The organism is Halonatronum saccharophilum DSM 13868, from assembly GCF_000517025.1.
Lineage (GTDB): Bacteria > Bacillota > Halanaerobiia > Halobacteroidales > Halobacteroidaceae > Halonatronum > Halonatronum saccharophilum.
The window spans coordinates 386,819-409,219 of sequence record NZ_KI912097.1 but is presented as its reverse complement, the minus strand read 5'-3'; the positions used below and the strand labels follow the sequence as shown (position 1 = coordinate 409,219).

19 protein-coding genes, 1 riboswitch and 1 other annotated feature are annotated in these 22,401 nt (G+C 33.9%); all 19 genes read left to right on the top strand.

Going from position 1 to position 22,401, the window contains the following annotated elements:
- Positions 1 to 487: 487 nt before the first annotated feature.
- The gene (gene ytxC / locus HALSAC_RS0113220; protein ID WP_027340663.1) at positions 488 to 1,387 is read left to right on the top strand and encodes a putative sporulation protein YtxC; all 900 of its coding nucleotides are present in this window, start codon (positions 488 to 490) and stop codon (positions 1,385 to 1,387) included.
- Between the two features lie 67 nt (positions 1,388 to 1,454).
- Complete coding sequence (locus tag HALSAC_RS0113215) at positions 1,455 to 2,054, top strand: DUF445 domain-containing protein (RefSeq protein WP_027340662.1); 600 nt, start codon at positions 1,455 to 1,457, stop codon at positions 2,052 to 2,054.
- 55 nt (positions 2,055 to 2,109) lie between these two features.
- Positions 2,110 to 2,336 (top strand) — a binding site (T-box leader).
- 332 nt (positions 2,337 to 2,668) lie between these two features.
- Positions 2,669 to 4,615, top strand: coding sequence for a threonine--tRNA ligase (gene thrS / locus HALSAC_RS0113210; protein ID WP_027340661.1), 1,947 nt, complete (start codon positions 2,669 to 2,671; stop codon positions 4,613 to 4,615).
- Positions 4,616 to 4,936: 321 nt separating this feature from the next.
- On the top strand, positions 4,937 to 5,476 hold the full coding sequence (gene infC / locus HALSAC_RS0113205) for a translation initiation factor IF-3 (RefSeq protein ID WP_084804516.1): 540 nt from the start codon (positions 4,937 to 4,939) through the stop codon (positions 5,474 to 5,476).
- Between the two features lie 37 nt (positions 5,477 to 5,513).
- Entirely contained in the window at positions 5,514 to 5,711 is a 198-nt protein-coding gene (gene rpmI, locus HALSAC_RS0113200; protein ID WP_027340659.1) for a 50S ribosomal protein L35, read from the top strand.
- A 22-nt stretch (positions 5,712 to 5,733) separates the two neighbouring features.
- Positions 5,734 to 6,087 carry a 50S ribosomal protein L20 gene (gene rplT / locus HALSAC_RS0113195; RefSeq protein WP_027340658.1) on the top strand — a complete coding sequence of 118 codons (354 nt, stop codon included), beginning with the start codon at positions 5,734 to 5,736 and terminating at the stop codon, positions 6,085 to 6,087.
- 219 nt (positions 6,088 to 6,306) lie between these two features.
- Positions 6,307 to 6,445, top strand: a riboswitch (cyclic di-AMP (ydaO/yuaA leader).
- 66 nt (positions 6,446 to 6,511) lie between these two features.
- A complete protein-coding gene (locus HALSAC_RS0113190; RefSeq protein WP_027340657.1) occupies positions 6,512 to 8,359 on the top strand; it encodes an ATP-binding protein in 1,848 nt (615 codons plus the stop codon).
- A gap of 15 nt (positions 8,360 to 8,374) precedes the next feature.
- Positions 8,375 to 8,755: a response regulator gene (locus tag HALSAC_RS0113185; RefSeq protein WP_027340656.1), complete on the top strand. Its 381-nt coding sequence runs from the start codon at positions 8,375 to 8,377 to the stop codon at positions 8,753 to 8,755.
- A complete protein-coding gene (locus HALSAC_RS0113180; RefSeq protein WP_027340655.1) occupies positions 8,748 to 9,428 on the top strand; it encodes a response regulator in 681 nt (226 codons plus the stop codon). Before HALSAC_RS0113185 ends, HALSAC_RS0113180 begins: the two co-directional genes overlap by 8 nt.
- 2 nt (positions 9,429 to 9,430) lie before the next feature.
- On the top strand, positions 9,431 to 9,832 hold the full coding sequence (locus tag HALSAC_RS0113175) for a potassium channel family protein (RefSeq protein ID WP_027340654.1): 402 nt from the start codon (positions 9,431 to 9,433) through the stop codon (positions 9,830 to 9,832).
- Positions 9,833 to 9,846: 14 nt separating this feature from the next.
- Complete coding sequence (locus HALSAC_RS0113170) at positions 9,847 to 10,512, top strand: potassium channel family protein (RefSeq protein WP_027340653.1); 666 nt, start codon at positions 9,847 to 9,849, stop codon at positions 10,510 to 10,512.
- An 11-nt stretch (positions 10,513 to 10,523) separates the two neighbouring features.
- Positions 10,524 to 12,005 carry a TrkH family potassium uptake protein gene (locus HALSAC_RS0113165; RefSeq protein ID WP_027340652.1) on the top strand — a complete coding sequence of 494 codons (1,482 nt, stop codon included), beginning with the start codon at positions 10,524 to 10,526 and terminating at the stop codon, positions 12,003 to 12,005.
- Positions 12,006 to 12,294: 289 nt separating this feature from the next.
- Entirely contained in the window at positions 12,295 to 13,587 is a 1,293-nt protein-coding gene (locus HALSAC_RS0113160; RefSeq protein WP_051412265.1) for a TrkH family potassium uptake protein, read from the top strand.
- 15 nt (positions 13,588 to 13,602) lie between these two features.
- On the top strand, positions 13,603 to 14,259 hold the full coding sequence (locus HALSAC_RS0113155) for a potassium channel family protein (protein ID WP_027340650.1): 657 nt from the start codon (positions 13,603 to 13,605) through the stop codon (positions 14,257 to 14,259).
- A gap of 287 nt (positions 14,260 to 14,546) precedes the next feature.
- The gene (locus HALSAC_RS0113150; protein ID WP_035571914.1) at positions 14,547 to 15,893 is read left to right on the top strand and encodes a TrkH family potassium uptake protein; all 1,347 of its coding nucleotides are present in this window, start codon (positions 14,547 to 14,549) and stop codon (positions 15,891 to 15,893) included.
- 15 nt (positions 15,894 to 15,908) lie between these two features.
- Positions 15,909 to 16,556, top strand: a complete 648-nt coding sequence (locus HALSAC_RS0113145; protein WP_027340648.1) for a potassium channel family protein — start codon at positions 15,909 to 15,911, stop codon at positions 16,554 to 16,556.
- 219 nt (positions 16,557 to 16,775) lie between these two features.
- Entirely contained in the window at positions 16,776 to 17,579 is an 804-nt protein-coding gene (locus HALSAC_RS0113140) for a TrmH family RNA methyltransferase (RefSeq protein ID WP_027340647.1), read from the top strand.
- A gap of 685 nt (positions 17,580 to 18,264) precedes the next feature.
- Positions 18,265 to 19,284, top strand: coding sequence for a phenylalanine--tRNA ligase subunit alpha (gene pheS, locus HALSAC_RS0113135; protein WP_027340646.1), 1,020 nt, complete (start codon positions 18,265 to 18,267; stop codon positions 19,282 to 19,284).
- Positions 19,285 to 19,335: 51 nt separating this feature from the next.
- Positions 19,336 to 21,738 carry a phenylalanine--tRNA ligase subunit beta gene (gene pheT / locus HALSAC_RS0113130; protein WP_027340645.1) on the top strand — a complete coding sequence of 801 codons (2,403 nt, stop codon included), beginning with the start codon at positions 19,336 to 19,338 and terminating at the stop codon, positions 21,736 to 21,738.
- The last annotated feature ends 663 nt before the right edge of the window (positions 21,739 to 22,401 follow it).

Below are 22,401 nucleotides of genomic sequence, written 5' to 3'. Positions count from 1 at the left end.
TTTTTAGAATTTGTTTTATTATTTACTATCTTAGATTATAAGCTTTATCTTTAAGGAAGCTTTTTTACTAGTCTTTATCGAAGATTTTTGAGTTCAATAAGTACTGCTATTTTCTTTACATTAGGATTTTATTCAATACAAAGATTATATCTAAAGAATAATAACAGCTTGAAAAAATAGATAAAATTAATTAGTTGTTTTTTCAAGTTTATCAAATGGTTATCAATTAAATAAAAAATGATTTGATGACTTCTATATAGTAGAGGTAAAGGCAATGAAGGCTAGTTTTTTAAGCCATATTAAAGAATGTTATTTGGTGGGAATCTAAGATTAAGAATCTCTATAATGATATATCATCAAATCTAAAATTATGTATTATGATTATAGCTATACCCTCTTAGCTTACTTAAACCTTCATAATTTAAGTATATAAATTTTTCAACTCACATATAATATTATAGACTCAATCTTCTAAGGGAGTGGTAGAATGCCTAGAATTAGAATAGGTACTAAAGATTATGTTGAATGTTTACAGGAAAGGCTGTATTTCGAATTAGATTTTTTAAAAGAAGATGGTATTTTAATAGATGTTGATGAAATAAAACAGGGTGAAATTAGACTCTTTGAATGTAGGTGTTCTTCTACTCGAAAAGAGATAGATGAGAAGGTTCTTTTAAATATCTTTAAAGAGTATATAGCTAATGTTTTATCTGATGTAATTATAAATTATTTTGAAGAAGATTTTTTGCTTAAAATATTAAGAGCAAATTATAGGTATTTAGATCCTGAGGAAGAGAATAGTATATTAAAGACAGCTAAAGACAGATTAAATTTTTTGGTTTCTAAAGAAGATAAGACAGCTATATCTCAGATTCAGCGTAAAAATCGCATCTTGCTAGAGATAGTTGAATATTTAGATTTTGAAGATGAGATAATATTAGAAGGCTTTCTTAGGTTTCGTTTACAAAGTTATTTGGCTGAGTTGGAACTAGCTATAGATAGTGCTGTAGATGAGTTTGTTATTGAGAGTGAATATGAAGAATTTGTTCACTTGCTTAAGTATTTCATTGAAAATCAAGATACTAAAACTAACTTGATAAATGTAATAAAAACAGAAGATGACCATTTTAAATTGTTGAATGAAGAGGGCATATTAATAGAGAATACTTATCTAGATGAACATATTTTAAATATGGTAGATTGTGAACTAGATTATGAAGATCTTTTAATCAGTGCTCTAATTACAACTGCACCAGAAGAGATATTTTTGCATTTTAAGAGTCCTGCTTCCTTAATTGAAATTTTGAAGAAAGTCTTTGAAGAGAAGGTTTCTGTTTGTCTAGGTTGTGAATACTGTAAGATAAATAATTTGAAAGAAAAAGAATAAGCACCTTGTCAAACTCGTATTAAAGTTGTATAATAAAACTGATTTAAAGAGGGTGAGGTGTATTTTTATGGATTTAAGATTATTATTATTACCTGTAATTGGAGCAATTATAGGATGGGGAACAAACCTTCTAGCTATTAGGTTAATATTTAGACCTTATGAACCTGTAAATATACCGTTGATTAATTTTAAGGTCCAAGGTCTTCTCCCTAAAAGAAGCAAGGACTTAGCCAAAAAAATTGGTGAAGTGGTAGAGAGAGATTTGCTTCCTAAGGAGGAGTTAGAAGAGGAGTTGGCTGGTTTAGATATGAAGGACGATATAAAAGAGGCTATCTTAGATCTGATAGATAAGAAAGCTGCAGAGAAGATTCCTGCTTTTATCCCTGCTAACTTTAAGATTTTAATTATCAACTTCTTAAAAGAGATGGTAAATAATGATATGGATCCTTATTTAGATGAATTATTAGATAAGGCTAAGGTTAAAATAGTAGAAGAGACTAAGTTGGCTAAGTTGGTAGAGGAAAGGGTAAGTAGCTTCGAAATGAGCGAGCTTGAGGCTTTAGTTTTGCAGATAGCATCTAAGGAGCTTAAGCATATTGAGATCTTAGGTGGGTTTTTAGGGTTTATAATTGGAATAGGACAAGCTTTAATTGTAATTAATCTCTAATTGGTCTTGACATTATTAGACTTTATGATTATAATTTTAACTAAGTTAAATAAGTTCAAAGACAGTGAAGAGGACGAGTAAGTTGATCTTATCCTTAAAAGAGAGTGGAGATTATAAGCTGGGAGTCTCCTAAGGATAAACAACCCAAAACCACCTTGGAGTTGATACCTGAAATCTACAGTAGGGTAATCCGGTCAAAGCCGTTATCTAAATTGAGGGAAATCTATCAATTACAATTGCTAGGTTTAATTAGAGTGGAACCACGAAACCTTCGTCTCTAAATAGAGATGAGAGGTTTTTTGTTTTTTGTAAGGGTATAGTAATAAAGCAGAGCTTTATTACTAGTGTCGGTGTCAGTGTGAGTGTCAGTAAATTCAAAAACTAAAACTTCACCCTGACTACTATGGGAATAAAATTTATTTCCTTTTCGTATTAAAAATCTCCTCTTCTCCTTAGATAAGGGAAGGGAGTGGGGGAATTATCTTCACAAGCAATTTGGTGAAGATAATAACCATAAAGAGTTTCTTGAAACTTGCAAGAGGGGATGGGGTCTGAGATTTTTACTGACACTGACACCGATTCCTGACACTATACAAATAAAGGAGGAGTTTGTGATGAGTAAGGTTAAAGTGACTTTGCCAGATGGTTCATCTAGAGATTACGATCAAGGGGTTAGTGTTAAGGATGTTGCCTTTGATATTGGTACTGGTCTAGGAAGAGCATCTATTGGAGGAAGAATAGATGGAGAAGAGGTGGATGTTTCATATCAGATTAATGAAGATGTTAATCTAGAGTTGATTACTTTTGGTTCAGAGGAAGGCTTAGATATCTATAGGCATACCGCTGCCCATGTATTGGCCCAGGCCGTTAAAAGGTTATATGGAGATGTGCAGTTGGCAATCGGGCCAACGATTGATGATGGTTTTTACTATGACTTCGATATGGATTATAGACTATCAGAAGATGACTTTGACAAGATCGAAAAAGAGATGAAAAAGATTGTAAAAGAGAAATTAGATATAACTTCTGAGGTAACTTCTAAGGAAGAAGCCATTGCTAAGATGAAGGAGTTAGGAGAGGACTATAAGGTAGAGTTAATTGAAGAGTTAGAAGATGATGAATTAACCTTCTATTCTCAAGGGGAATTTACTGATCTATGTAGGGGTCCACATTTACCTTCTACTAAAAAGTTAAAAGCAAATGCTATTAAGTTGTTAAATGTATCTGGTGCTTATTGGCGCGGAGATGAGAATAATAAGATGTTACAAAGGGTTTATGCAACAGCCTTCTACAAAAAGAAAGAACTTGATGAATATTTAGAGAGGCTGGAGGAAGCTAAGAAACGTGATCATAATAAGTTAGGTAGGCAGATGGGTTACTTTACTACTGATCCTTCCGTTGGCCAAGGTTTACCTCTTATTATGCATAAAGGGGCCAAAGTTATTCAAACTCTACAGAGATTCGTTGAGGATGAAGAGGAGAGAAGAGGTTATGAATTAACTAAGACTCCTTATATGGCTAAGGATGATCTTTATAGAATATCTGGACACTGGGATCATTATAAAGATGATATGTTCGTCTTAGGTGATGAAGAAGAGGTGGATAAAGATCTATTGGCTTTACGTCCTATGACTTGTCCTTATCAATTTATGATCTATAACTCTAAGCAAAGAAGTTATCGTGAACTTCCAGTTAGGTATGCAGAGACTTCAACATTATTTAGGAATGAATCTTCTGGAGAGATGCATGGTCTAATTCGTATAAGGCAATTTACCCTTGCAGATGGTCATGTTATCTGTACACCAGAGCAGTTAGAAGAAGAGTTTAGTAGTGTTGTTGATTTGGTTAATTATATGATGGAGTCTCTGGGTATAGAGGAGGATATCTGGTATAGATTTTCCAAGTGGGATCCAAATAATAAGGGTAAATATATAGATAATCCAGAAGCTTGGGAAAGAACTCAAAATCAGATGAGAAATATCCTTGATAAATTAGAGATTGACTATGTAGAAGCAGAAGGTGAAGCAGCCTTTTACGGGCCAAAGCTTGATGTTCAGTTCAAGAATGTTCACGGTAAAGAGGATACTGTAATTACTATTCAAATTGACTTTGCCTTAGCTGATAAGTTTGATATGACATATGTAGATAAGGATAACCAAAAGCAACGTCCAATTATTATCCATAGATCATCTATAGGATGTTATGAGAGAACATTGGCAATGTTAATTGAAAAGTATGCTGGTGCACTCCCAACTTGGTTGGCCCCAGTACAGACACAGATAATTCCTATCTCTGATAAGCATTTAGATTACGCTTATAAAGTAAAAGAAGAACTAGCCAAAGAAGGAGTTAGGGTTGAAGTAGATGATCGCCAAGAGAAGGTCGGTTATAAGATAAGAGAGGCCCAAGTTGAACAGGTTCCTTATATGCTTATTGTAGGTGATGATGAAGTTGAAGCTAATACAGTATCTCCTCGCCACCGTCGTGAGGGAGATTTGGGAGCTATAAGCATAGAAGAGTTTAAGAAAGATATATTAGAAGAAATTGAAAACAAAGCATAATTGGCTGTAGGCTATCAGCTAAAGATTTAAAAGGTTTAAGATCTCCCTGACGCCTGATAGCTGATGGCTTAAATCTAGTTAATCTGTGCATATGAACTCTTTGATTTTTTATTAATAAATCCTGCACAGATTAACTAAAAAATTTTCTTGACGGATTAGTAATGATGTGGTATACTGTTTGAGTACAATAAAGTAGAAGTCATCCGCTTCTCACCTAAAGCAAAGACCTTTGGGTTAATAGGATTTAAATATAAATATCCTTGGGGTATCTATGTTTAAAATCTGTTACGGTGGATGACCTATTATGGGTCATCTTTTTAAATTTCAGGAGGTGCATATAAAATTAGTACTGATTTAAGGACAAATGAGCGAATTCGTGCTCGCGAGATTAGGGTTGTTGATGGTGAAGATGGTAGTCAGATTGGTGTTATACCTTTAAAGAAAGCTTTAAGTATTGCTGAGGAAAAGGGTTTAGACTTAGTTGAGGTAGCGCCACAGGCCAAGCCACCAGTATGCAAGATTATGGATTATGGTAAATATAAGTATGAACAAGCTAAAAAAGCTAAAGAAGCTAAGAAGAAGCAAAACATCATGAAGGTTAAAGAAGTTCAAATGAGCATTAAAATTGAAGATCATGACTTCAATGTAAAGGTAAATATGGCCAAAAGATTTTTGAAGAATAAAGATAAAGTTAAAGTAAGAATCCGTTTCCGTGGTAGAGAAATGGCTCATAAAGATTTGGGTTATGAATTGATGGATAGGTTTGCAGAAGCTGTTAGTGATCTTGGAAAGGTTTCTAGTAAAGCCAGCATGGAAGGTAGACATATGCTAATGTTCATTACTCCAATAAGTGATAAATAATTAATATAGTAGTTATATCGAGGGGAGGAAGTATACGATGGGTAAGATGAAGACACACAAAGGAACAAAGAAGAGGTTTAAGAAGACTGGTTCAGGTAATTATAAAAGAACTAAAGCTTTCAGAAAACACCTTATGACATCAAAGAGTGGAGATAGAAAGCGTAGCCTTCGTAAAGAAGGAATGGTACACAAGAATGACTATAAAAGAGTAGACGAAGTATTACCATACGAATAGAGAGAACTAAGGAGGAAATACCATGCCAAGAGTTAAACGTGGAACAAGAAGAAGAAAAAGAAGAAAGAAGATACTGAAGCTAGCTAAAGGTTACTTTGGTTCTAAAAGTAAGTTATATAGACCAGCAACAGAGCAAGTATTGAAGTCACTAAGCTATGCTTATAGAGATAGAAAGCAAAAGAAGAGAAACTTCAGAAAGCTTTGGATTGCAAGAATCAATGCTGGTGCTAGACAACATGGACTTTCTTATAGTAGATTTATCTATGGATTAAAGCAAGCTAATGTTGATATCAACAGAAAGATGTTATCTGAATTAGCTATCCATGATAATGAAGCTTTTGAAGAGTTAGTTAACTTAGCAAAAGAGAATATATAATAGAGAAGGGGCTTAAAGTAGATGCTTTAGGCTCTTTTTTTTATGAGCTGTGTGCTATGTGCTGTGAGCCGTGAGCTAAGGTCTTTAAATCTTAAGATTTTAATAGCACAAGGCACAAGGCTCATAGCTCAATCTACACGGCACATTCCCTCTTGACAATTAAAGGCCAAAGGAGTATAATTACAATAAATTCAAAAGATATTAATGGGTTATTAATTGAATATTAAATCGCTTAATCTTACTAATTAGTAAGAGCGGGGGACCCAATTTTTGGGGGCGAATGCAATTTTTTAAATTGCTAAGGTTATCCTTGACCTGAGCCCGACAGCTAACCTCGTAGGCGTTTAAGGGCAGGGCTACTATAATTAGTTATAGTTAAAATACAGCTTACTGCTGTATTTTTTGTTATTTAAGGGGGGATTTTATGAAGAAAAACTTCAGTTTGAAGACTAAGATACTTTTTGGTTATATGGCAATTATTATGATAATAATTGTTTTAGTTATCTGGTCAATAAACAATTTTATGAGGCTTAATAAAGCTATTGATGCAATAATGGAAGAGAATTATAGGAGTGTAATCGCAGCTGAAGAGATGAGAGAGGCTGTAGAGAGACAAGATAGTGCTCAGCTTATCTTTATCTTCGGTCAAGAAAAGAAGGCCTTAGATATCTTTCAAGCTAATAAACTTGAATTTACTAAGAATCTAGCAAGGGCAGAAGACAATATAACAATTGAGGGAGAAGAGAATATAATCACTACTATTAATAAGGAGTATCAAGAATACTTAAGTATGTTTTTAGATCTGAGAGTGATACTTGAAGAAGATAATGAAGAGATGGTTCAAAATTATTATCTTAATGAGATTATTCCTCAATTTGAAGATGTGAAGTCTGGAATAAGAGATTTATTAATTATAAATCAAGATCATATGAAATCAGCGCAGCAAAATGCCAATAACAATGCTATGCAAGCAATTTATTCAACTATAGTAATATCAATTGTTGTTGTTCTTTTGGCCCTAGTATTTGGTTTTTATATATCTAATATAATTATAAGGCCTATTAAGGAGTTAACGGAGAAAGCAAAAGATATTGCTGAAGGTGATTTGGAACAGACAATTGATATAAGTAAAAATGATGAGATTGGGCAGCTAGCTTCTGAATTTAATAGTATGAGTAGATCTTTAAAAGATTATGAAGATATGAATGTTAACAAATTAATTAGTGAGAAGAGTAAGTCAGATGCTATCGTTAGAAGTATATCTAATCCTTTAGTGGTTACTGATAAGAAGAATAGAATCATACTTATTAATCCACGTGCTGAGGAGCTATTTGAATTAGAAGAGGATAAGGTGATAAAAACTCATTTCTTAGAAGTGATAAAAGAAGAGGATATATTCTCTTTGATAGATAGAACATTAAAGACAGGCGAAGGCCAGTCTAGTAGTGATAATAATCTGTTGAGTTTCAATAGAGATGGAAAGGACTTTTATTTTAGAGTTACTACAAACCCTGTTTTAGATGATAATAATAATACTAATTTGGTTATAGTATTATTTGAGGATGTAACTCATTTAAAAGAGGTAGATCAGATGAAGTCAGAGTTTGTCTCCACTGTTTCTCATGAATTTAGAACCCCGTTAACTTCTATGAATATGAGTGCTAGCATGTTGTTAGAAGGTAATTTAGGAAAAGTTAATGAAGAACAGGTTGAGTTATTAGAGGTTATCAAAGAGGATTGTGAGCGATTAAATAACTTGGTAGATGACCTTTTGGATTTGTCTAAGATTGAATCGGGTAAGATTGATTTGCAGTTTAATGAAGTTGATATAGATAGATTGTTTGACGCCTCTTTACGCCCTTTTAAAGAACAAGCAAATGATAAAGGTATTGAATTGATGATTAAAGGCAAAGTAGATGGATTAAAAGCCTATGGAGATTTAAATAAGATAACATGGGTTATTTCTAACTTAATTGGTAATGCTCTTCGTTATACAGATGAAGGTGATTCTATAAAATTATCAGCAGAGAGAAAGGGGCATAAGATTCACTTATCTGTAGAAGATACTGGAGCAGGAATTCCTAAGAGTTACCAAAATAAGATATTTGATAAGTTTATGAGAGTTGGTAGCGATAAGGATAAAGATACAGGTTCTGGATTAGGATTAGCAATTTCTAAGGAGATAATAGAAGCACATGGAGGAAGAATATGGGTTGATAGTAAAGAGGGGGAAGGAAGTACCTTTACTTTCACTTTAAAAAGACCCAAATAAAGGTGGTGTTAACAGATGAGCCGGATATTATTAGTAGAAGACAGCAAGAATATAATTAGGGTATTAAAGATATGTCTTCAAGGTGCTGGTTATGAGGTTGAAGTTGTATCTAATGGGATTGATGCTGTGGATATGGCATTTCAGTGGAAACCTGATTTGATATTATTAGATATTAAGCTTCCTAAGATGAATGGTTTCTTAGTCTGTGAAACCTTAAAAGAGGATGAACTTATAAAAGAGATTCCTATAATAATGTTAAGTGCCAAGGCAGAAGAAGAAGATATTAAAAGAGCTTATGAATTAGGAGCTCAGGATTACATCATAAAGCCTGTTGAGCCTAAAAAGTTATTAAATAAAATTGAAAGCTACTTAAAAGGGGGAGAAAGAAATGAATAAGATTTTAATTATTGATGATGAAAAAAATATTAGATTAACTTTAAAGAGTTGTTTAGCAGATGACTATGAGATAGTAACAGCAGTTAATGGTGAGGATGGATTGGTTAAGGTAGAGGAGAATGGAGATATAGATCTAATACTTTTAGACATGAAACTTCCTGGGATAAATGGAATGGAAGTCTTAAAGAGAGTAAGAGATTTAAAAGAAGATATAGATGTGATAATGATTACAGGGTTTGGATCTATTGAGACAGCAGTTGAAGCTATGAAATTAGGTGCTGTAGACTATTTGCGTAAGCCATTTACTCCAGATGAGATTAAAGATATAGTAGAAAGCGTCTTAAAAAGGAGAAGGTTAAATATTGCTGAAGATAAGCCTAATACCTATGAAGATTATCTTGAGCATTCTAAATTAGCTATTAATAGAAGGGATTTCAAAAAAGCTTATAAATACTTACAAGAGGGAGTAGGTTTAGATCCTTCTAAGCCAGAAGCATTTAATTTGATGGGAGTAATCTTAGAGATGGAGGATGACCCTTTAGAGGCTCAAAAGAAGTATAGAGCAGCTTTAGCCTTAGATCCATCCTATCGACCAGCTCAGGATAACTTAGAGAGGACTACTCAGTTTGAATATAATAAACAGGGGATAAACTTAGGTGATAAGGAGGAGTAATAATGTATGTATTAGTTATTGGTTGTGGTAGAACAGGGGCTTATTTAGCTAACGACCTCTCTAAAGCTGGAGAGGTCGTTGTAGTTATTGATTCTAAAAATAAGTCCTTTAAGAATTTATCTTCAGAGTTTACTGGTTTTACTATCAATGGAGATGCTACAGAGATAGATGTTTTAAAGGAAGGTAAGATTGATAAAGCTGATGTAGTTGTAGTTACTACAAATAATGATAATGTCAATGCTATGGTAGCTCAAATTGCTAAAGAGTTATATAATGTCTCTAAGGTGATGGTTAGAGTTTTGGATCCAGAGAAAGAGGTTATTTATAAAGGTTTAGATGTTATGACAATAACAGCAACACAACTTTTAGTTGATAGATTTAAAGAGGAGATAATAACTAATTAAGGAGAGATGTTAGGATGAGAATTATTATAGTTGGTGGAGGAAAGATAGTCTACTATCTAACTAAAAACTTTATATCAAAAGGTTATAAGGTCTCTATTATTAATAAGGATAAGGAATATTGTGAGTTATTAGCTAGAGAATTTAATTCACTTATAGTTAATGGAGATGGTTCTAAGCCAAAATACTTAGAAGAAGCTGAAGCTAACAAGGCTGATGCTATATTAGCTTTAACAGGAAATGATCCTGATAATCTCTTTATCTGTCAATTGGCTAAGAAGGAGTTTGAAATTCCAAAGTCTTTTTCTGTAATCAATAATCCAGATAATGAGACTATATTTAAGAGTTTAGGTATCGAAACAATCTTTAATACAACTAAACTTATCTCTTTATTAATAGAACAGAGAATAGATACATCTGATGTTAACAATTTATTGGCTATTGAAGAGGGAAGGGTGAATATATCCCAAATTATATTAAGAGAAACTTCACCTGTTATTGGGAAAACCTTAAAGGAGATAGATCTTCCTGAGGATATAGTTTTTGGGTGTATAATAAGGGATGAACATGTTCTTATTCCTAAAGGAAAGACAAAGTTGTTATTAGGAGATAAAGTGTTGATTATAACATTGCCAGAGAAACAAGGGGAAGCTTTTGCTGCTTTATCTGGAGAGCAATTATAAGGGGTGTAACTATGAGATATAAAGAGTTAATACTAAATCGATATAGGCTATTAATTAAATATATAGGGATATTGACCAGTGGGATAGGAGCTTTTTTATTGTTACCATTATTGGTTATACCATTTTATCCTGAGGATATAGTTCATATTAATGCTTTTTTAATACCAGCTGTAGTTTTGGTGGTAATTGGCTATTTGTTATGGAAATTCACTCCAGAAGGTGATGATGATGTAACGCTTTCATTAAAAGAAGGGGGAATAATAGTTCTGTTTTCTTGGGTTATAGCTATTATAAGTTCAGCTATTCCCTTTATGCTTGCAGGAAAACTTAACTTTAGCCAAGCAATCTTTGAGTCTACTAGTGGATGGACAACAACGGGACTTTCAGTAGTAGATGTAACTCAAACTTCACATATTTTTCTTATGTGGAGGAGTATTATGCAGTTCTTTGGTGGTGCTGGTTTAGTTGTTGTTATGTTATCTTCTATTCTAAATCCCTATGGTTTTGGTCTTTATAATGCAGAAGGAAGAAGTGACAACTTACTTCCTCACGTTAAGAAATCTACTAAGCTTATTATGTATATTTATGGTGGATATACAATTGCTGGAGTTTTATTATATACTCTAGTTGGAATGGGGTTGTTTGATGCTATAAATCATGCTATCGCGGCTTTATCAACTGGTGGTTTCTCTACTCAGGCTGATAGTATAGGCCATTGGAATAGCTTACCTATTGAGATGGTAACTTGGGTATTAATGATCTTAGGTACTATAAACTTTGCAACCCATTATACTCTATTGAAGGGGAAATTCAATATCTTCTTTAAAAATGGAGAGATTAGACTTTTAGCTATATTTATAGCCTTCTTTACACCTTTGATAGGTTATTTTTCATTAAGTAATTTATACGATACCTTACCTAGTGTGTTAAGGAGAGGTTTCTTTGAGGTGTTAACTGCTACATCTACTACAGGTTTTTCTTTGGGTGAATTTGATAATTGGAATACCTTTGGAGTATTTGCTTTAATCCTATTAATGTTAGTAGGTGGAGGAACTGGTTCTACTGCTGGGGGGATAAAATTATATCGTATCTATATTATGTTTAAATCTTGGTTATGGGGGCTAAAGGAGTATTTCTTACCCGAGAACTCAGTTACTGGTAATTATATTTGGAGAGGTGAGAAGAAACTTTATATAAAAGGGGAGTATATAAGGGAAGTGGCAAATTATATATTTATTTATATGTTAACCTTCTTTGCAGGTGTTCTAGTCTTTTTGGCTTATGGATATGGTTTAAGAGAATCAATGTTTGAGTTTGCTTCCTCTCTTGGAACTGTAGGTCTGTCGATTGGAATTACTAGTCCAGATGCTCCTGTAGTTATTATTTGGACACAGATTATAGGAATGTTCTTAGGTCGACTGGAGTTTTTAGTTATCTTCTTTGCATTATTTAAGATGATAAGCGATGCAAAGTATTATGTAACCAGTAAATAGTCTTTAATTTATTTGCTTTCAAGTCTATTAGATTCTTTACAATAAATTGAAATTATATTATAATGATTTAGTATAAATCTGATACGTTTATTGCTTGAAATCTGAAGATTTTTTGTGATTACTCACTTCAGTATTTCTCTTTTTATTTTGAAAGAGGTATTTAATTGTTAAGTGTCTTATTTAAGGTCTGATTAAATTGATTGTTTTAAATTCTAATAGGATTATTTATTTTAAGTGAGGTGTAATTGTGAAAATAAACCTTAGTACAAGAGATTTAACCCCAGCCCAGATGTTATCTTTGGGGTATCTATTTATAATACTAATAGGTACATTTCTCTTAACCTTGCCTATTGCAACAGCAGATGGGGTAAGGATGAATGCCCTAGATGCTTTATTTACGGCAACTTCTGCTACTGCAGTAACTGGGTTAATTGTGGAAACGACTAGTACTTACTTTAGTACCTTTGGACAGGTGGTTATCCTATCTTTGATTCAAATTGGTGGCTTAGGGATAATGACTATGTCTACTTTGGTGGCTTTCTTACTAGGGAAAAAGATTACTTTAAGAGAGAGATTAATAATTCAACAGGACTTAGATCAATTTGAGTTATCTGGGATAATAAGAATTGTCAGGTATGTTATTGGGGTTACTTTTGTGATAGAAGCGACAGGGGCTTTTATACTATTCTTGAGATTTCTTAGTGATATGCCGGTGGGGAGGGCTTTTTATTATGGTGTCTTCCATTCTATTTCAGCCTTTAACAACGCTGGATTTGATATCTTTGGTAATAGCTTAGAGAACTTTACTGGAGATATAGTTGTAAACTTTGTTATTACAACTCTTATAATCTTAGGTGGTATCGGTTTTGCAGTAATTGCCGAGGTCTATGCCGGAAGAAGTTTTAAGAACTTTTCTTTGCAGACTAAATTGGTTTTAAGTGTTACAGGTATCTTAATCTTGTTAGGTACTATAGTAGCTTTTATTTTAGAGTACTCTAACCCTGCTACTTTAGGAGAGTTGGCATTTGGGGAAAAGGTTATTGCCTCTTATTTCTTGGCAGTTACTCCACGTACTGCAGGTTTTAACACAGTACCGACAGGGGCTTTAAATAGTTCTACTATCTTCTTTACTATTATGTTGATGTTTATAGGTGCATCTCCAGGATCAACAGGTGGTGGAGTTAAGACTACTACCTTTGGTGCTTTAGCAGCTGTTCTCTATGCCAAGGCAAGGGGAAGAGATGATATTGAGATTTATAATAGAAGGTTAGGTAAAGAAGTAATCTATAATGCTTTATCAATTATATTGATTGCTTTATTATTAGTAGTAACGGTGACAATGGCTTTAACAATTACTGAGCAGGCAGAATTCTTAGATCTATTCTTTGAGGCAGTATCGGCCTTTGGAACTGTTGGTTTATCGACAGGTGTTACAGGGTCCTTATCAACAATGGGTAGGGTTTTGATAATTATGACTATGTTTGCTGGAAGGGTTGGCCCGCTCACAATTGCTTTAGCAATTGGAGAACAGAAGGATAAGGTAAATGTTAGGTATCCAAAGGAGAATATCTTAGTTGGATAGGAAAGGGGAGATAATATGAGTAAAGAAGCTAAGCAGTATATAGTTTTGGGTTTAGGGCGTTTTGGTTCAAGTGTTGCTAGAACATTATCAAGTAAAGGTTATGATGTCTTGGCTATAGATACTGATGATTGTAGAGTTCTTGATATTAGTAGTGAGGTTACTCATGCAGTTGAGGCAGATGCTACCGATGAAGAGGCTTTGAAGGCCTTAGGCGTCAATAATTTTGATGTTGCTGTTGTTAGTATTGGGCAAAATATTCATGCCAGTATTTTAGCTACATTAGTATTAAAAGAGTTAGGGGTTAAGTATGTAGTTGCTAAGGCCCAACATGCAATGCATGGTAAGGTCCTAAGTAAGGTAGGAGCTGATAGAATAGTTTATCCTGAAAGGGATATGGGGGTTAGAGTTGCTAATAATTTAATTTCAACCAACCTTCTTGATTACATTGAACTTTCGCCAGATTATAGAATCATAGAATTGGTAGCTGATAAAAGGTATGCGGGCCAAACTTTAAGAAAATTAGATTTAAGGAGAAAATATGGGGTTAATGTAATAGCTATTAAAGCTAATGATAAAGTGATATTATCTCCAGAGGCTGATCATTCAATTAATGAGGGTGACCTTCTAGTTGTAGTAGGCCATGCTGATGGATTAAAGGAGTTAAGAGATTAGTATTGCTGTATGCTTTTAGTTAAAAAGCTGGATAGATTTAATTGATAGTTCAATTTGTTATAAAATTTAATTTTATATTTTAAAGGTAGGTATTAAGAGATTTCTTAATACCTACCTTTTTTATTATTAAAGAAATTATCTTTTTAGAAACTGCGGATAATTTATAATAAGCACAAAGTAAATGGCTCAATTTTTGTCTTGGTTGTATCTTAAATTGAGGCCAGTTTAATTTCTTAAAAAACTTATAATAATAGAAGGATCAGGGAATAGTAAAGAAAGATTATTATATGAAAGAGGTGAGAAGTATCAGTTTTAGATTGAGTAAATTATCTCCTCCACAGTTTCTAGCTTTGGGTTATTTAATAGTCATTACTATAGGTGCATTCTTATTAACCTTACCCTTGGCTACAGTAGATGCTAGAGGGTTGAATCTTTTAGATGCTTACTTTACGGCAACCTCTGCAACGGCAGTGACTGGGTTAATTGTTGTCAGTACTGCAGAATACCTAACGGTATTTGGTCAGGTTGTTGTACTGGTCTTAATTCAGATAGGGGCTTTTGGCTTTATGATTACTTCTACGATTTTGGCCCTTATATTAGGAAGAAAGATAGGTTTTAGAGAGAGGATTATCATTAAGGAAGATCTTAATTACTTTAATTTTTCTGGGGTGATCAATCTAGCCAGGTATGTAATCGCTTTAACCTTAGGGATAGAATTTATTGGAGCTGTCCTATTATTCTTTAGGTTTAATAGGATAATGCCCCTTGGAAGAGCAATTTACTTTTCAATATTTCATGCTATATCAGCTTTTGGTAATGCTGGATTTGATCTTTTTGGTGATAGTCTAGAAGGTTTTGTAGGTGATTTATATGTGAATGTAGTAATAACTACTTTATTTATCGTAGGAGGTATAGGCTTTACTGTTATTGCAGATCTTTATACAAAGAGGAGATTTGAAAGGCTTTCTTTACATAGTAAGTTGGTTATCTTAATAACAGTTGTTTTAATCTTGATCGGTACTTTGGGTGTCTTTTTATTAGAGTTTTATAACCCAAATACTTTTGGAGAGTTAAGCATAAGAGAGAGGTTGATTTCGGCTTATTTTCAAGGAGTAACTCCACGTACTGCTGGTTTCAACACGATTCCCATTGGGAACTTAACCCAAGCAACCTTATTTTTGATAATAACCTTGATGTTTATAGGTGCTTCACCAGGTTCAACAGGTGGCGGGCTAAAGACTACAACTATTGGAGTCTTAATAGTTACAACTTATTCTATAGTTACAGGTAAGAAGGATCCAGAAATCTTTAAACGGAGGATAAGTGATATTACCGTTTATAAATCCTTATCTATAACTATCATCTCCTTGTTTATTATAATAATGGTTACCTTTATATTATCAATAACTGAAGGTTTTGGTTTTATAAATATACTATTTGAAACAGTATCTGCTTATGCTACTGTCGGTTTATCGACAGGAATTACTGGTGAGTTAAGTAGCATAGGCAGGGTATTGATTACAATAACTATGTTTATCGGTAGGGTTGGACCTTTAACCTTAGCAGTTGCTATAGGTGAAAGAGAGAGAAATAATAATATTAGATATCCAGAGGAGAAGCTACTTATTGGATAGTAGGAGGTGTAATAGGTGAAACAATTTATAGTAGTTGGTTTAGGTCATTTTGGTTATAGTGTGGCCGAGACTTTGGCAAGAAAGAATTATGATGTATTAGCAGTAGATTCAGATGTGGAGAAGGTACAATGTATAGTAAGTGAAGTCACCCATGCAGTAGAAGCAGATGCTACCGATGAAGATGCTCTAAAAACTCTGGGAGTTAGTAACTTTGATGTAGGTATTGTAGGCATTGGAGAAGATATACATGCCAATGTATTAGCAACCTTAATCTTAAAAGAGTTAGGAGTAAAGCGAGTTGTTGTCAAAGCAAATGATAGGTTACATGGTAAGCTATTAGCTAAGATAGGTGCAGATAGGGTGGTTTACCCAGAGAGAGATATGGGAGTTCGGATTGCTAATAATCTAATCTCTTCAAATGTATTAGACTATATAGAGTTGGCCCCGGATTATAGCATAATTGAGATCGAAGCAAATAAGAAGATGTCAGGAAAGAGTCTATTAGACTTAAAGTTCAGAAGTAGATTTGGTGTAACTGTTATTGCCCTAAAAAGTGGTGAGAAAGTAAATGTATCACCCCAAGCAGAGGATTCGATTAAAGAGGGAGATATATTAGTAGTAATGGGTGGAAATGATAGCTTGGATAAGTTGAAGGAGTTGTAGAGTTAAAAGGTGTGGGGAATCAAGTTTTATAAATAATAAAGTGTTACTTTTAAAAAAATAAAAGTTCAAGAGCTTTTTGGAACCACTAATGAACACTAAAAGGCACTAATATAGGTCAAAACCTATTTTAATTTTAAACAGCCATATAAACTACTTAACGATAAAGGGGAATTATGTTATAATAGTTGATGTTCTTGTTAAAGAAAGGGGCTATTATAAGTGAAGATAACAAGTATTAGTAATGGTAGGATAAAGCGATTAAGGTCTTTATATAAGAAGAAGTATCGAAGAATAGAAGGAGCCTTTGTTTTAGAAGGGGTAAGAATAATCGAAGAGGCGTGCAAGGAAGATGCTCTTATAGAAGAAGTATTTTATTCAGATTATCTACTCCGAAATCAAAGGGGTAAGGATCTATTAGAAAAATTAAAGAGTAAAAGGGTGGATGTTATAGAGGTTTCTGATAAGGTGTTAGCGGAAGTCTCTGATACTCAATCTCCTCAAGGAATATTAGCTGTTGTTAAAAAAGTTGAATATGATCTAGAGGATATAGTAAATGGAGATGAGAATTTCTTATTGGTTGTTGATGGGGTTCAGGATCCTGGTAATTTGGGTACTATTATTAGAACTGCTGATGCTGCAGGGGTTGCTGGTATAATAACTACTAAAGGAACAGTAAGTCTATATAACCAAAAGACGATCAGAGCTACTATGGGTTCTTTATTTAGATTACCTGTTTATCGAGAGAATGATTTGGGTAACCTAAAGAAGATATTAAAGGACAATAAGGTAAGGGTAATAGTTGGAGATATAGGTGGAGATAAGTATCACTTTGATGTTGATTATATAGATAGCGTTGCTTTAATTGTAGGTAATGAAGGTAAAGGGCCAAGGGCTGAACTGATTGAGTTTGCCGATGAAGTAATTAAGATTCCTTTAGTCGGTGATGCCGAATCACTGAATGTTGCTATGGCAACAGGAGTAATAGTTTATGAAGGGGTTAGACAGAGGTTGACTAAGAATTAGAGCTTTCTTCTTGTCATTATTAGTTAATTATGATATAATTTAAAACAAAATAAATCTAAAGCAAAAGCTATGAAGGGGAGAGTAGTTTAGAAATTCATCTTATCAAGGGAGAGGGTGCCATAGACTGGGAGCATTCTCAAGGTGGGTCTAAATGAAGTTCACTCTGGAGCTGCTGGCTGAAATATATAGATATTGGCTATTGATTATCTATATAGATTAGGTTTAGTCGGATTCCTACCGTTAAAAGGATTTAAGAGAGGCTATAATAAGTGATTAATGCTTTTAATCTACAGTTTAAAAGCTATTATAGACTAATTAAGGTGGTACCGCGGAGAAGATCTATTATCTTTCGTCCTTAACAGGAGGGGTAATAGGTCTTCTTTTTTGTTGTTTAGTATTAGTGTTAAGGTGTATAGTAATAGAGTGTCACTTTCGTGCCACTAGTAATGGGTAATGAGTGAAGAGTAATGAGTAAAGTCAAAATCTCAAAACCTCTTATAAGTCTTAGGTAACAAAGGGGTTTCTGTTTTTTTAAGGTTTTACCCATTACTCATTACTGATTACTCATCACCAGTAATAAAGCTCCGCTTTATTACTATTAAGTATCGCCTTATATAGTAGTACGACAAGTAGTATTATTTAATTTTATAGTAATTTCAAATTAAAATCGAAGGGGGATTTTGTTATGGAGGATAAGATAAAGGCTATACAGGAAGAAGCGATAGCTAAGATAGGAAGTGTAAGTAACTTAGATGATTTAGAGGGTGTTAGAGTTGATTATTTAGGTAAGAAGGGTGATTTAACTAAGATATTAAGAGGGATGGGTAGTTTAGAACCGGAGATGAGGCCTGTAATTGGAGGGCTTGTTAATAAGGTTAAAGGAGAGATAAATAAAGCTATATCCCAAAAAGAGTCTCAGTTAAAGGAAGCTGCTAAGAAGGAACGTCTAAAGATGGAAACAATAGATGTAACCTTGCCAGGCAATGAACTTAAGGTAGGGAAGAAGCATCCTCTAACCTTGGTCTTTGATGAGATTAAAGATATATTCTTAGGGTTAGGGTTTACAATTGCAGAGGGTCCAGAGATAGAGACAGACTATTATAACTTTGAAGCTCTGAACTTCCCTGATAATCATCCAGCTCGTGATATGCAAGATACTTTTTATATTACTGAAAATACATTATTGAGGACTCATACATCTTCTGTACAGATTAGAACTATGGAAGGTCAAGAGCCACCAATTAGGGTAATTGCTCCAGGGAGAGTCTATCGTTCAGATGATATCGATGCAACTCATACACCGGTATTTCATCAGATTGAAGGGCTAATGGTAGATAAGGATATATCCTTTGCTAATCTAAAAGGAGTTTTAATAAAGTTGATTAAAGAGCTATTTGGTGATGATCGTGAGGTTAGATTTAGACCTAGTTACTTCCCATTTACTGAGCCAAGTGCAGAGGTAGATGTGTCTTGTGCTGCATGTGATGGAGATGGTTGTCGTGTCTGCTCTGGTACTGGTTGGTTAGAGATATTGGGTGCTGGTATGGTTCATCCAAATGTTTTAGAGATGTCTGGAGTGGATTCAGAAGAGTGGAGTGGTTTTGCCTTTGGAATGGGAGTAGAGAGAATTGCTATGTTGAAGTATGGCATTGATGATATTAGATTACTTTATAATAATGATCTTAGATTCCTAAAACAATTTTAAGGTAATTGATTTAGATCGGAGTTTAAACAATAGATTTTAAGGGGGATAATAATGAAGGTATCATATAATTGGTTAAAAGAATATATTGATTTCGATTATAGTCCAGAAGAGTTGGCCCATAAGTTGACTTTAGCTGGGTTAGAGGTTGATGGAGTAGAGTATTTAGGTGAAAAGATTGAAGATATAGTAGTTGGAGAGGTTAAGGAGATTGGCCCGCACGAAAATGCTGATAAATTATCAGTCTGTAAAGTTAATATAGGTGGAGAAGAAGATTTACAGATAGTATGTGGAGCTAAGAATATGAAGAAAGGTGACAAGGTTCCGGTAGCACCCCTTGGTATGGTAATGCCTAATGGTATGGAGATTAAAGAGGTTAAGCTTAGAGGGGTAAAGTCTTGTGGGATGATGTGTTCTACTGATGAATTAGAGTTGGCAGATGATGGTGTTGATGGATTATTTATTTTAGAAGACGACTTTACTGTAGGTAATAAACTTGTTGAGGAGCTAGGTCTAAATGATGCTATTATTGAATTAGATCTAACGCCAAACTTCTCTCATGCCTTAAGTATCTATGGAGTTGCAAGAGAGATAGCAGCCATTACAGGAAATGAATTGAAGAAAGCAGAGGTTGACCTTAAAGAAGAAGAGATTGTAGTTAATGATTTAATAGAGATAGAGGTTAAAGATAGTGATCTCTCTCCAAGATATGCAGGTCGCGTTATTAAAGGGGTTAAAGTTGAAGAATCCCCTCTTTGGCTAAAGCAGAGGTTAGAGTCTATAGGTGTTAGGTCAGTAAATAATATAGTAGATATAACTAATCTTATCCTAATGGAGTTGGGTCAACCACTACATGCCTTCGATTATAATAAGATAGAAGATAATAAGGTTATAGTAAGAAGGGCCAACGAAGGAGAAAAGCTAACTACTTTAGATGGAGAAGAGAAAAATTTAGACGAAGAGATACTAGTAATAGCTGATGCTCAAAAGCCATTATGTATAGCTGGAGTAATGGGTGGAGAAAATAGTGAAGTAACTGAGGAGACTGTTGATATTTTCTTGGAGAGTGCTAACTTCAATCCAGGTTCAGTAAGGAGTACTTCCAAGAAGGTGGGGATACATAGTGATGCTTCCCATAGATTTGAACGTGGTGTAGATATTAATTTAGTTGAGGTTGCTTTAGATAAGGCAGCCCAATTGATTAGCCAAGTAGGTGGCGGTAAAGTAGCCAAAGGGATGATAGATCTTTACCCACATAAAGTTGAAGAGACTGAGATTAAATTGAGGACTAAGAGAGTAAATAAGTTGTTAGGGGCTCAATTGGCAAAGATAAATTTAAAGAGGCTTTTAGAGAGCCTACACTTTGTAGTTGAAGATGAAGGTGATCATTTAGGGGTTAAGGTACCAACTTACCGGGTAGATGTAGAAAAAGAGATTGATTTAGTTGAAGAGATAGCTAGGTCATATGGGTATGATGAGATAGAAGCTATTGAGCCAAAAGCTAAGATAGTACAAGGTAAGAAGAGTTGGTCGCAAAAGGTAGAAGATAAGGTTAAAGGGATGTTGGCCCATTTGGGATTATTTGAGGTTAAAAATTATTCTTTCACTTCGCCTGAAGACTTTGATAAGATTAATATGCCTAAAGAGGACTCAGCGAGAGAAGTTATTGAGTTAAGTAGTCCATTAGGATATGAATACTCTGTAATGAGAAGAACATTAATTCCTAGCCTGCTAAATAATATAGTAGTAAACTTAAATCAAAAAGTAGAGGATATAGGTATATTTGAGTTGGCTAAAGTCTTTGAACCTGTAAAAGAACAAGAGTTGCCTAAAGAGGAATTTAAATTAGCTGCTGCAGTTAGTAGAAGTGATTTAGCTGATAGGTGGAATGTAAGTGCACCGGGGTTCTTCTATTTAAAAGGTGTTTTAGAACAGATGTTTAATAGTTTAGGTATAGAAAATGTGGAATTCTTAGCGGGTGAACTTTCGTTTTTGCATCCTGGTAGAACTGCTATACTTAAAGTTGATGATAAAGAAATAGGTTATTTAGGTGAGTTGCATCCAGATGTTTTAGAAAACTATAAGATCAAAACAAGAGTGACAGCTTTTGAATTGGACTTTACTTCGATTGTAAAGTATTCAACAGCTAATAGAGCTTATCAAAGCTTACCTAAATATCCAGCTCTAACGAGGGATATAGCTTTAGTAGTTAAAAAAGATGTTTCTAGTTTAGAAATTAAGAATATAATTTGGGATATTGCAAATAATATCTTAGAGTCCCTTGAATTATTTGATCTATATGAAGGTGAACAACTTCTTGAAGGTCATAAAAGTTTAGCCTATTCATTAGCTTATAGGGTCCAAGATAGGACTTTAACAGATGATGAGGTAAATGAGGTTCAAAATAAGATAGAGAAGGTATTGTATAAAAGGTTAGGAGCTAAGATTAGAGAATAGTTTTATTCCCTGATAAAACGCAAATAAATTCAGAGTTTTGCAAAACTCTGAATTTATTTGTAAATTACCTTGACAAAGAAATGATAAGCTGATAGTATATTAAGAGTCGCCGAGAGGAAAAGTATTTCTTTTGTTTTATAGGTGACCAGGAAGGTTATAGTTAAAAATCTAATTTGTTATTTGATAAAGAATAAATAACAAATTAGCACTTGACATTAACTTTTAGTATGTTATAATTTTTAATGTTGCTGAGGGAAATTGTCTTTTAAAAAAGATTTCAAAAATCTCTTGACAATCTATTTTAAATCGTTTATAATATTTATTGTCGCTTGTTAAAGAGCGAAGAAAAATAATCAATTTGGTCTTTGAAAACTGAACAATGTAAATTTTCAACCAAGCCAAGTTTTGTTTGTAAAGAGCTATTTCAAACTCGTAATTAAATGCTTATGCATTTAAATAAATATTTTAATGGAGAGTTTGATCCTGGCTCAGGACGAACGCTGGCGGCGTGCTTAACACATGCAAGTCGAGCGAGAAAGCTACTTCGGTAGTGAGTAAAGCGGCGGACGGGTGAGTAACGCGTGGGTGATCTACCTTTAAGTTTGGGATAACTTCTCGAAAGGGAAGCTAATACCGGATAAACTCCTTTTGGAGCAAAGGCGG

What these genes read in the sequence shown, in the direction of transcription:
- ytxC (WP_027340663.1), top strand. Translation starts at nt 488, where the DNA reads ATGCCTAGAATTAGAATAGGTACTAAAGATTATGTTGAATGTTTACAG.
- HALSAC_RS0113215 (WP_027340662.1), top strand. Translation starts at nt 1,455, where the DNA reads ATGGATTTAAGATTATTATTATTACCTGTAATTGGAGCAATTATAGGA.
- thrS (WP_027340661.1), top strand. Translation starts at nt 2,669, where the DNA reads ATGAGTAAGGTTAAAGTGACTTTGCCAGATGGTTCATCTAGAGATTAC.
- rpmI (WP_027340659.1), top strand. Translation starts at nt 5,514, where the DNA reads ATGGGTAAGATGAAGACACACAAAGGAACAAAGAAGAGGTTTAAGAAG.
- rplT (WP_027340658.1), top strand. Translation starts at nt 5,734, where the DNA reads ATGCCAAGAGTTAAACGTGGAACAAGAAGAAGAAAAAGAAGAAAGAAG.
- HALSAC_RS0113190 (WP_027340657.1), top strand. Translation starts at nt 6,512, where the DNA reads ATGAAGAAAAACTTCAGTTTGAAGACTAAGATACTTTTTGGTTATATG.
- HALSAC_RS0113185 (WP_027340656.1), top strand. Translation starts at nt 8,375, where the DNA reads ATGAGCCGGATATTATTAGTAGAAGACAGCAAGAATATAATTAGGGTA.
- HALSAC_RS0113180 (WP_027340655.1), top strand. Translation starts at nt 8,748, where the DNA reads ATGAATAAGATTTTAATTATTGATGATGAAAAAAATATTAGATTAACT.
- HALSAC_RS0113175 (WP_027340654.1), top strand. Translation starts at nt 9,431, where the DNA reads ATGTATGTATTAGTTATTGGTTGTGGTAGAACAGGGGCTTATTTAGCT.
- HALSAC_RS0113170 (WP_027340653.1), top strand. Translation starts at nt 9,847, where the DNA reads ATGAGAATTATTATAGTTGGTGGAGGAAAGATAGTCTACTATCTAACT.
- HALSAC_RS0113165 (WP_027340652.1), top strand. Translation starts at nt 10,524, where the DNA reads ATGAGATATAAAGAGTTAATACTAAATCGATATAGGCTATTAATTAAA.
- HALSAC_RS0113160 (WP_051412265.1), top strand. Translation starts at nt 12,295, where the DNA reads ATGTTATCTTTGGGGTATCTATTTATAATACTAATAGGTACATTTCTC.
- HALSAC_RS0113155 (WP_027340650.1), top strand. Translation starts at nt 13,603, where the DNA reads ATGAGTAAAGAAGCTAAGCAGTATATAGTTTTGGGTTTAGGGCGTTTT.
- HALSAC_RS0113150 (WP_035571914.1), top strand. Translation starts at nt 14,547, where the DNA reads ATGAAAGAGGTGAGAAGTATCAGTTTTAGATTGAGTAAATTATCTCCT.
- pheS (WP_027340646.1), top strand. Translation starts at nt 18,265, where the DNA reads ATGGAGGATAAGATAAAGGCTATACAGGAAGAAGCGATAGCTAAGATA.
- pheT (WP_027340645.1), top strand. Translation starts at nt 19,336, where the DNA reads ATGAAGGTATCATATAATTGGTTAAAAGAATATATTGATTTCGATTAT.